At 65.1% G+C, this 8,983-nt stretch carries 10 protein-coding genes and 1 pseudogene; 8 read left to right on the top strand and 3 right to left on the bottom strand.

Annotated features, from left to right (window positions below):
• The 5 genes and pseudogenes from QZX62_RS07540 to msrB form a co-directional block, all read left to right on the top strand.
• Positions 1-247, top strand: a pseudogene (locus QZX62_RS07540) (dihydrodipicolinate synthase family protein); the annotation flags it as partial.
• Positions 248-792: 545 nt separating this feature from the next.
• Positions 793-1,374, top strand: a complete 582-nt coding sequence (locus QZX62_RS07545; protein WP_294173361.1) for a sigma-70 family RNA polymerase sigma factor — start codon at positions 793-795, stop codon at positions 1,372-1,374.
• Complete coding sequence (locus QZX62_RS07550; RefSeq protein WP_294173362.1) at positions 1,371-2,078, top strand: anti-sigma factor; 708 nt, start codon at positions 1,371-1,373, stop codon at positions 2,076-2,078. The genes QZX62_RS07545 and QZX62_RS07550 overlap by 4 nt, the downstream gene beginning before the upstream one ends.
• A 152-nt stretch (positions 2,079-2,230) precedes the next feature.
• The gene (locus QZX62_RS07555) at positions 2,231-2,755 is read left to right on the top strand and encodes a fasciclin domain-containing protein (RefSeq protein WP_294173371.1); all 525 of its coding nucleotides are present in this window, start codon (positions 2,231-2,233) and stop codon (positions 2,753-2,755) included.
• A gap of 151 nt (positions 2,756-2,906) precedes the next feature.
• A complete protein-coding gene (gene msrB / locus QZX62_RS07560; RefSeq protein ID WP_294173372.1) occupies positions 2,907-3,332 on the top strand; it encodes a peptide-methionine (R)-S-oxide reductase MsrB in 426 nt (141 codons plus the stop codon).
• Between the two features lie 34 nt (positions 3,333-3,366).
• Here the strand turns inward: msrB and QZX62_RS07565 are convergent, their stop codons facing one another.
• Positions 3,367-4,080: a Crp/Fnr family transcriptional regulator gene (locus QZX62_RS07565; RefSeq protein ID WP_294173363.1), complete on the bottom strand. Its 714-nt coding sequence runs from the start codon at positions 4,078-4,080 to the stop codon at positions 3,367-3,369.
• Positions 4,081-4,200: 120 nt separating this feature from the next.
• Between QZX62_RS07565 and QZX62_RS07570 the strand changes: the two genes are divergently transcribed.
• Both QZX62_RS07570 and QZX62_RS07575 read left to right on the top strand, forming a co-directional pair.
• Positions 4,201-4,359 carry a hypothetical protein gene (locus QZX62_RS07570; RefSeq protein WP_294173364.1) on the top strand — a complete coding sequence of 53 codons (159 nt, stop codon included), beginning with the start codon at positions 4,201-4,203 and terminating at the stop codon, positions 4,357-4,359.
• Positions 4,360-4,891: 532 nt separating this feature from the next.
• Complete coding sequence (locus tag QZX62_RS07575) at positions 4,892-5,230, top strand: Plug domain-containing protein (protein ID WP_294173366.1); 339 nt, start codon at positions 4,892-4,894, stop codon at positions 5,228-5,230.
• A 236-nt stretch (positions 5,231-5,466) separates the two neighbouring features.
• Here QZX62_RS07575 and QZX62_RS07580 read toward each other — a convergent pair whose 3' ends face one another.
• Both QZX62_RS07580 and QZX62_RS07585 read right to left on the bottom strand, forming a co-directional pair.
• The gene (locus QZX62_RS07580; protein WP_294173367.1) at positions 5,467-5,748 is read right to left on the bottom strand and encodes a hypothetical protein; all 282 of its coding nucleotides are present in this window, start codon (positions 5,746-5,748) and stop codon (positions 5,467-5,469) included.
• 130 nt (positions 5,749-5,878) lie between these two features.
• Entirely contained in the window at positions 5,879-7,018 is a 1,140-nt protein-coding gene (locus QZX62_RS07585; RefSeq protein ID WP_294173373.1) for an endo-1,4-beta-xylanase, read from the bottom strand.
• Positions 7,019-7,156: 138 nt separating this feature from the next.
• Here QZX62_RS07585 and QZX62_RS07590 point away from each other — a divergent pair.
• Positions 7,157-8,983, top strand: a 1,827-nt coding sequence (locus QZX62_RS07590) for an alpha-glucuronidase family glycosyl hydrolase (protein ID WP_294173369.1), incomplete at its 3' end; no start/stop codon positions are given.

Genomic DNA, 8,983 nt, shown 5'->3' on the forward strand with positions numbered 1-8,983 from the left:
CGAGACGCTCGCGCTGTTCCGGGCAGCGAGGACCGGTGACGCCGCCGAGGCACGCCGGATCGACCGCGCGTTCCAGCCGCTCTGGGCGTTGTTCAAAAGCCTAGGGGGGCTTCGCGTCATCTACGCCATCGCGAACCAACTCTCGCTCTGCGGCTCCGACCCGCCGCGGCCTATCCGGCCACTACAAGGGCGCGAGCGGGATCTGGTTCGCGAAGCGTTGCGCAGCATCGAGAAGGCCTTCGCCTAACCAGAAGGCTGAGCAACAATCGGACTGCGTCCGTGCAGCTATATTAGGGACGTGACGAACTGTGTACTCGTGACGGGCTGCTGGTCAGCTGTCTTCCCGCGCTTGGCCGTTAGCTTGCGGAAATCAATTTGGTACTGGCGGCCCCGACCCACAAGCGGACGTTCAGGGGAACTTCGACGTTTGCCGAAACAAGCCGTTCGTTCATGTAGAGCCCAAAGCCGGAAGTGGCCGACAGCGGAAGAGCCGGCTTTCGCTTGGAGCACGCAGAGGCGGACCTCAGCAATGGGAAGTCTAGCACCCATCTGCCTTCGGGTTGTCGTGGGCAAATGGTAGCATCAGCTCTGCCTTGCTGGCTTTTGATGAACGTCACTACCCCTGCACTCCTCGATTGAACGCGCCGACCGCATCCAATTGCGTATGTGGGCACTGTTGATCGTTTGAGAACTTAGCCAGGGCGAGATCTTGGTTTCCCTTGCCCCAGCATCGCAAGGCCATTGCCAAAGCAAGCTGCTGGCGGTTGGCAATAAACATTGTAAACAGGGCCGGTGTCCGCACGGGAAGCTTCCACTCCGAACGCCAGCAGCGAGGTCGACACTCTGCGAACGGCGCTGAAGGCAGTTGCCGCCGGCGACCAGGCAGCGCTTCAGATCGTCTATGACCGGACTTCCGCAAAGCTTTTCGGCATCTGCCTCCGTATCTTAGGCGACCGGATGGAAGCGGAGGACGCATTGCAGGAGGTGTACGTCAATTTATGGCGGCGCGCGGACAGCTATGATCCGGCCCGCTCGAGCCCCATCAGCTGGCTCGCGATCTTCGCCCGAAATCGGGCCATTGATCGGCTGCGCTCGTCCACCCGCCTGAGGGGCGCCGGGGACATTGTTGAGGCGGCCGGAGTGCCGGACGGTTCGCCGGGCGCCTTCGAGCTGGTCGCGGCCGAGCAGGACCGCCAGCGCCTGGCCGGCTGTATCGACCTACTTGAGGAGCGGCCGCGCAGCGCCATTCGCTCCGCCTTCTTCGATGGCTTCACTTATGCCGAGCTGGCTGCACGCAGTGGGACCCCGCTGGGCACGATGAAAAGCTGGGTTCGCCGCGGCCTGGCTCAGCTCAAGAGCTGCCTGGAAAAATGACCGATCGCGAGCTCCTTGCCGCAGAGCATGCGCTCCGCTTGCTGGAAGGCGAGGAGCTGGTGGAGGCGCGCCGCCTCCACGCCGAGGATCGCAGCTTTGCAGCGGAGGTGAGCAGCTGGGAGGAGCGGTTCGCGCCCTTCTTCGACGAGATTCCGCCCGTCGCGCCGGGGGCGCCTGTCTGGGAGCGCATCCGTCGCGCGGTCGGCGGTGCCGAGCCCGGCGCAGACGTTATTATGATGCGGCGGAAGGTACGGCGCTGGCAGGGCCTCACCGGTCTTGCAGCTGCGGCGGCGGTGGCCCTCGCGCTGGCGGCGGTGCCGCCGTTGCTCCGGCGTCCCGCTCCCCCACCCGCGGCTGAGCGGCCCGCGCCGGTTCTGATCGCCTCGCTTGGAGATCAACAATCGCCCGGGTCGGTGGCCGTGACCTTCGTCCCGGGTGCGAGCGACCTGCTGGTAACCGCCTCGGCGATCGAGCGGCCGCCCGGACGCGATCACCAGCTGTGGATCATACCGGACGGCGGGGCTCCGATCTCACTTGGCGTGATCTCAACGGAGCAATCGGCCAAGCGACGCCTGTCGCCTGCCCTGGCGGCCCAGTTCCGGGCCGGAGCCACCGTCGCCTTGTCGCGTGAGCCGTCCGGTGGCTCCCCGACCGGCCAGCCCACCGGGCCCGTCGTCGCGGCCGGGGAACTTCAAGCGGTCTGACCGCCGGATGCATCCGCATGCCGGGTGGCACCGTAACTCCTTCTGCAAGGCCTGCCCCATGGGCCAAAGCTCAGGGAGAAGAGACCATGACCCTACGTAAGATGTCGTTGATGATGATGGCGGCAGGCTGCGCCCTCCCGCTCGGCGCATGCATGACGACGGCCGACGACGGCATGAGCAATATGCAGGCCGAGCAGACGGTGATGGTTGGCGGTGCTGCCATGTACCCGTCGCGCACCATCGTCGGAAACGCCGTCAACTCACGCGACCATACCACCCTGGTGGCAGCCGTGAAGGCGGCGGGGCTGGTGGATACCCTGTCCGGCGCCGGGCCGTTCACCGTATTCGCCCCAACCAACGCTGCATTCGCCGCGCTTCCGGCTGGAACGGTGGAAACGCTGCTGAAGCCGGAAAACAAGGCAATGCTTCAGAGCGCCCTGACATATCACGTGGTTCCGGGCCGGCTAACGGCAAGCGACCTGATGGCGCAGATCCGCGCCGGTGGCGGCACAGCCCAACTCCGCACCGTACAGGGCGGCACCCTCGCGGCGCGCATGCAGGGCGACGCGGTCGTATTGGTCGACGCGAAGGGTGGAGCGGCTACGGTCACCCAGGCCGATGTCCTGCAGTCCAACGGGGTAATCCACGTCACCAACGCAGTCTCTCTTCCGGGCTGAGTTGGGGGCGGGGCGCCGACCCGTCGTTTGCCCCCATCGGCGGGTCGGTTGCCTCTCTGTCGCCTTTATCTATCACAGGAGATTGGACATGTTCGGCTTGACCCGACGCGACTTGTTCGCCTCCGGCACTGGCCTTCTGCTCGTCGGCACTATGCTTAAGCCCAGCCCCGCTGAGGCATCAGCACCCTTCCCGCTGCATCTCAGCGACGCGCAGTGGCGCAAGCGGCTCAATCCAGCCGCCTACGCCGTGCTTCGCCGCGCTGGAACCGAGAGGCCCGGCTCAAGCCCGCTCAATGCTGAGAAGCGCCGTGGCTCTTATGGGTGCGCCGGATGCGGCAATGTCTTGTTCCGCTCCGAAGCCAGATTCGAGAGCGGAACCGGGTGGCCAAGCTTCTACCGGGCTAAGGCAGGTGCCGTTCGCACTCGCGCCGACCGAAGCCTCGGCTTCACGAGCCGCACCGAGGTCGCTTGCGCGCGATGTGGCGGACATCTCGGCCACCTGTTCGATGACGGCCCCAAGCCGACGGGCCTCCGCTACTGCATGAACGGAGTGGCGCTGAGCTTCCGGCCTGCGTGAACCATCGGCTGCCCGCGGCGAGGGCAGGCCGGGGCTAGCAAACTGGCGTGCTAAGCAACTGTGAGTTCGATCCCTCTTCGCGTCTGCCCGGCGGTCCAGGACGCATAGGCGCCTTCCCGAAACCGCCGATGATCTCGCGATAGCAGGACTCGGCCGTACCGTAGCAACCTGTCGCGAGCGCTTCCAAACGGGCTCGGTCGCGGATCACGATCCGTCCCCGTCGGCAGCGGACCAGCCCCTCGCCCTCGATGATGTGGAGGCAATCGGTTATGCTGGCCCGGCGCGTACCGAGGTTCGTGGCGATCTCGTCATGGTTCACCGCAATCTCGTCGCCGGCCAGGCGATCATGCCTGAGGAGGAGCCACCGTGCGAGGCGCATGTCCACCCGGTGGAGTGCATAAGCTCCTATCGTTTCCGCCATCTGCATGCCGACGACGGTCACGAAGCGGTTGAGACCCGAAGCCAAGGCCGGGATCTCCGAGGCGATCTTCATCAGAACGTCCGTCCGGATCTTGGTTACGGTCCCATCGAGCCCACGCACAACCGCGCGGTGCGGGGAGCGTGTACAGCCCACGAGCGCAGGCCAGCCGACCAAACCTTCATTGCCGATCAAGGCGATTTCGGCACCGTCGGCCTGATCGAGGGATACCAAGGCGCCTAGCGGGAAGTAGACGTAGTCGGTCGATGCCCGTTCCTCGATTAGAACCATGCCGCGGCAGACGGGCGTAGCCTGGAGATGCGGTTCCACTCTGGCGCGGTCGACGGACGCTAGGTGTCGAAGAAGCAGATTCGCGCTCGCGCCTGGGCAAGGTGGTTGCCTCCAATCCGCCTGTAGCCAACTCCGCAATTCACTCTCCTGCCCCGTGAGGTGCTGGTTGAAGTTACGGAAAACGGGACCGTTCGGATGCAGGCCTCGCCAACTGAGGAAGGTCCGGTCTCTGTCGATAGCAACCAAGACGGCGCCGTCGACTTCCAGGTCACCCTGGTCGGCGTCGGCGTGCCGGCAATGGGGGACTACATCTTCTGAATCGAGCCTTTAGGTGGTTCCCGGTTCGCCGGGAGGCACCGCTTGGCTGCGACCACGGCCAAGAGTCCTCCACCTGCTCCCGGTGAAGGTCGCGCAGCGGCCAGTTGCGGCGACAAGGCACGATATGACTTCAAGACGCCGATGGCAGCCCTAAGCTCAAATATGCACCTTCCTGGTGAAAGCTCTTAGCTGTATTGACCGGCCTTCTTCGAAGACAATAGTGTCTCAAGCCGGATATCTCGCCCCTTACAGTGAAGAACAAGCCAGGCGAGGAAAAGATCTATGACCTGATTGCGCGTCGCGTTGCTGCTGGCTACGAGCGCCACGAGCCTTCTCGCCAGAACGCCCGCCTACGCCGGGCAGCCAGTGCCCACTGAGGACGCGTCCAACGAAGAACAGGCCATTCCGCGAATGCTGACAGTCCGGTGGAGACCACCGGCGTCAACGCCCCCGCTGACAGGAGATCGGGTCACGGCGCAGAAGCGCGCGCAGGCTCTGCTCGAAGTCCCGTGGTCCATCTCGGTGGTATCGGGTGCCACGCTTTGAGCAGCAGCACGCGGACACCTCCAGCGATTACCTGAAGCTTGTTCCCGGCCTGCAGATCAATGAAAGCACGCCCGGGTCAAGCCGATTGATTGTGCGCGGCGTGAATAGCGGCGGCGTGGCCTCCACCGATGGCGTGTACGTGGACGAGACCCGTTCGGATCAAGCAGCGGACTTGCCAATGACGCGGTGCTCGCCGGAGACTTCGACACTTTTGACCTGGAACGGGATTGAGGTGCTGCGCGGCCCGCAAGCCACCATCTACGGGGCAAGCTCCTTGACGGCATGCTCAAGTTCATCACCTGGCTTCCAGCCCCTACCGAAGTGACCGTCCGCGGCCGCGCTGGAATCGAAACCGTGAAGGGCGGAGACCTGGGCTATTGTGGGAATCTCGCAGCGAACCTTCCCATTACCGACACTCTCGCCTTTTGCGCGTCGGGAGCCTACCGGAAGACCGGATAGAAATTGTCCAATGATCTGAGTGCCCATCAATACCAGGCCGGGTGCGCCACTGCCGTACAAAGATTATTCTATCACTCGCGTCATTGCTGGGAAGGCTGGCCCCTAACGCCTCACGGGCTGCGCCACGAACCGGCCAAGGACGCACGTCGGATAGCTTTCAAGGCGACCACCCCCGAGCTCGACCGGGTCGAACACGCGAATGCGATCGCCGCTGCACAATTGCCCGGCCTGCCCGCCGCTGGCGACCGAAATGGTGGCCGTACTCCCGAGCCGTGCGAGCGACGGACATCGGCCGCGCAGTTGGTTCACGTAGTTGGTCGGTCCAACCGTCTCGAACAGCACCGTTCCGGGACCAACGGCTCGCCGGCCGGCGACCTGCGTCAAGGAGATACAGCTGAGGCCTGCGCCACTCCTGGCATGCTCATCAACCGGTGCTCCCGTACAAGCTTGTAGCGAGGCGGCGGCAAGGCAGGCGGCCAGCACTCTCATAAATTCATCCTTTCGCCCCAGCTTATCACGCCTTGGCCGGCACCGTCGCGCCCGCGAAGGCCGCGGCAATCGCCTCGCGCAGCGGCTTGGGCTGGAACTGGCTGTCGTAAGGCGTGCCGCGCTTGATCGATTTATCGGCCCGCGGATCAAAGTCGGTCAGCCAGCTGTAGCGGTCGACCATCCCCCAGGCGAGCACGTCTCGCAGCTGCGGGTAGCTTAGCATAACGTCCAGATAGGCCTTCGCATAATCGGCCACCATGCGGTCGCGGAGCGCGATGTCGTCGGGCGCCTTCTGGTCGTTGACGTCGAATTCGGTAATTACGAGCTTGTAGCCCATCGCCACGACGGCATCGAGAAAGCGCCGCCAGGGCCCTTCGGACTCGCGGATGATGGCCGCTACCGACAGCTCCTTGAGCAAGCGTATGTGCGACTGGATGCCGAGCGCGTCGACCGGAGTACCGCGCTTGCGGAAGCCTTCAAGTAGACGGAGCACGCCCGCCATGTGGGTCTGGTCCTCGCCCGTCAGTTCCCAGCTCATGTAATCGTTGTAGACCAGCTCCGCGTGCGGCGCTTCGGCCTTGGCGGCGTGGAACATGACGTCAAGCGTCCGCTCGCCGCCGAGCGCCCTGGTCACCACCGTGTCGCGGATGCGGCCGGTTTCCGGCTGCACTGCCTCGTTCACCACGTCGTAGGAGTAGATGCGGGTGCCGTAGCGGCGGCAGACGGTGCGGACATGCTCGGTCAGCATCGCTTGCGCGCTTCTTGCGGGCTGCGGGCCGAAGTCGTGGCGGACCAGCCATTGAGGGTACCATTTCTCGGGCAGCCAGAAGAGCGTGTGGCCGCGCAGAGGCATGTTCTTCGCGGTCGCATAGTCGACGATGGCGTCGAACTGGCGGAAGTCGAAGCCGGTCGCCGAGGGCCGGGTCCACTGCCACTTGAGCTCGTTCTCCGGCACCAGCAGCCCGCACTCGCGCTCCAGGATCGTGGCATAAGCAGGGTTCGCGAAGCTGCCCCGGTCCGCTCCGGGCGCCCCCCACGTCACTGCCGAACCAAAGCGCCGCCCCGACCGTCGCGCGAGCGCGTGAAGCGAGGCTGGCGCGGGATCACGCTGCGAAACAAGAGGTGCGGCGCAGGCGGTTGCAGCGGTGCTCAGGGCAGCCGCCAAGGCCTTACGGCGGGTGAAGCTCCAGCGCGACTGCGACATGCTGCAATCTCTCCTTGATTTCGCGTGATAGCGCTAACATGCTAGATGAACCTGCTCAAGGGAACAAAGTTGCGCCTGCTGCTTGCTGCAGTCCTGTTTATGATCTTCGCTTCACCGCAGGCGGTGGCGGCGGAGGACGGCTATCGACTGTGGCTGCGCTTCGATCAGCTCAGTCCAGAGCAGGTCAAGCTTCACGCTCCGCATACCCAGTCCATAGCCGGCGACGCCCGCTTTCCGACGCTGGCTCTCGCTCGCAGCGAGCTGCAGAGCGGCCTGCATGGCCTGCTTGGCCGGAGCGTGCCTTTCCTCACCGACCCTGCAGCCGGAAGTATCCTGATCGGCACGCCGCGCAGTTCGCGGCAGATTGCGGCGCTCGGCCTCCCGTTGAAGCGGCTCGGACGAGACGGCTTCCTCCTACGCTCCGCCCGGACCCAAGGTGGACCCCGCTTGCTCATCGCGGCCAACGAGGACATCGGCGTGCTCTACGGCGTCTTCGCCCTCCTCCGCCGCATCCAGTTGAACCAGTCGCTCGAAAATCTGGACGTGTCCGAGAGCCCGCGGCTGCTGCTGCGCTTGCTCAATCATTGGGACAATCTCGATCGGTCCGTGGAGCGCGGTTACGCGGGCGCCTCGTTGTGGGATTGGCACAAGCTGCCGGAATGGAAGGATCCCCGGTACACCGACTATGCCCGTGCGAACGCGTCGGTCGGCATCAACGGCACGGTGCTCACTAACGTGAATGCGAACGCGGAGGTGCTGACGCCACGCTACCTCCAAAAGGCGGCGGCGCTCGCGGGCGTGTTTCGCCCTTGGGGCATCCGCGTGTACCTCACGGCCCGGTTCAGTGCGCCCATCGAGATCGGCGGCCTGCGCACTGCCGACCCGCTCGACCCTGCGGTGCGGCGATGGTGGCAGGTCAAGGCGGCCGAGATCTACCGCACGATTCCGGACTTCGGGGGGTTCGTGGTCAAGGCGAACTCGGAAGGACAGCCTGGCCCGCAGGATTACCGCCGCAGCCACGCCGACGGCGCGAACATGCTGGCCGATGCGCTGGCGCCGCATGGCGGCATCGTCATGTGGCGCGCCTTCGTCTACCGCGCGGCTTCCGGCGAGGACCGGGCCAAGCAGGCGTACGACGAGTTCGTCCCGCTCGACGGCAAGTTCCACCGCAACGTCATCCTGCAGGTCAAGAACGGCCCGATCGACTTTCAGCCGCGCGAGCCGTTCCATCCCCTGTTCGGCCGGATGAAGCACACCCGGGTGTTGCTGGAGGCACAGCTCACCAAGGAGTATCTCGGCTTTGCGACCCACCTCGCCTACCTCGGGCCGATGTGGGAGGAAGTGCTCGACGCCGACACCCATCGCCCGCAGCGAGCGAGGTCGGTCGCCCAGACGATCGGCGGCATGGCGGGCGTGGCCAACAGCGGTACGGACCGCAACTGGACCGGTTCGCACTTCGACCAGGCCAACTGGTATGCGTTCGGCCGGCTGGCGTGGGATCCGGCGCTGCCCTCGGCCGGTATTGCTGAGGAATGGACGCGGATGACGTGGGGCAACGATCCTGGCGTCGTCGGGTCGGTCGTCTCCACCATGATGCGCTCACGCCAGGCCGTGGTCGACTACATGACGCCGCTCGGCCTTCACCACCTGATGGCGAGCGGCCACCATTATGGACCCGGTCCCTGGGTCGACGATCTCGAGCGGGCCGACTGGAACCCGGTCTATTACCATCGCGCCGACCGGAACGGCATCGGCTTCGATCGGACCGCCTCCGGCAGCAACGCGGTCGCGCAATATGCGCCGGAGGTGGCGCGCCGCTTCAGCGATCCGCGGAGTACGGGCGAAGACCTGCTGCTCTGGTTCCATCACCTGCCGTGGGGTTATCGCCTGTCCTCCGGGCGCTCGCTGTGGGAGGAGCTGCTGCGG

This window comes from uncultured Sphingomonas sp. (assembly GCF_902806265.1).
In the GTDB taxonomy this organism is placed as follows: domain Bacteria; phylum Pseudomonadota; class Alphaproteobacteria; order Sphingomonadales; family Sphingomonadaceae; genus Sphingomicrobium.

What these genes read in the sequence shown, in the direction of transcription:
- QZX62_RS07550 (WP_294173362.1), top strand. Translation starts at nt 1,371, where the DNA reads ATGACCGATCGCGAGCTCCTTGCCGCAGAGCATGCGCTCCGCTTGCTG.
- QZX62_RS07555 (WP_294173371.1), top strand. Translation starts at nt 2,231, where the DNA reads ATGACGACGGCCGACGACGGCATGAGCAATATGCAGGCCGAGCAGACG.
- msrB (WP_294173372.1), top strand. Translation starts at nt 2,907, where the DNA reads ATGCTTAAGCCCAGCCCCGCTGAGGCATCAGCACCCTTCCCGCTGCAT.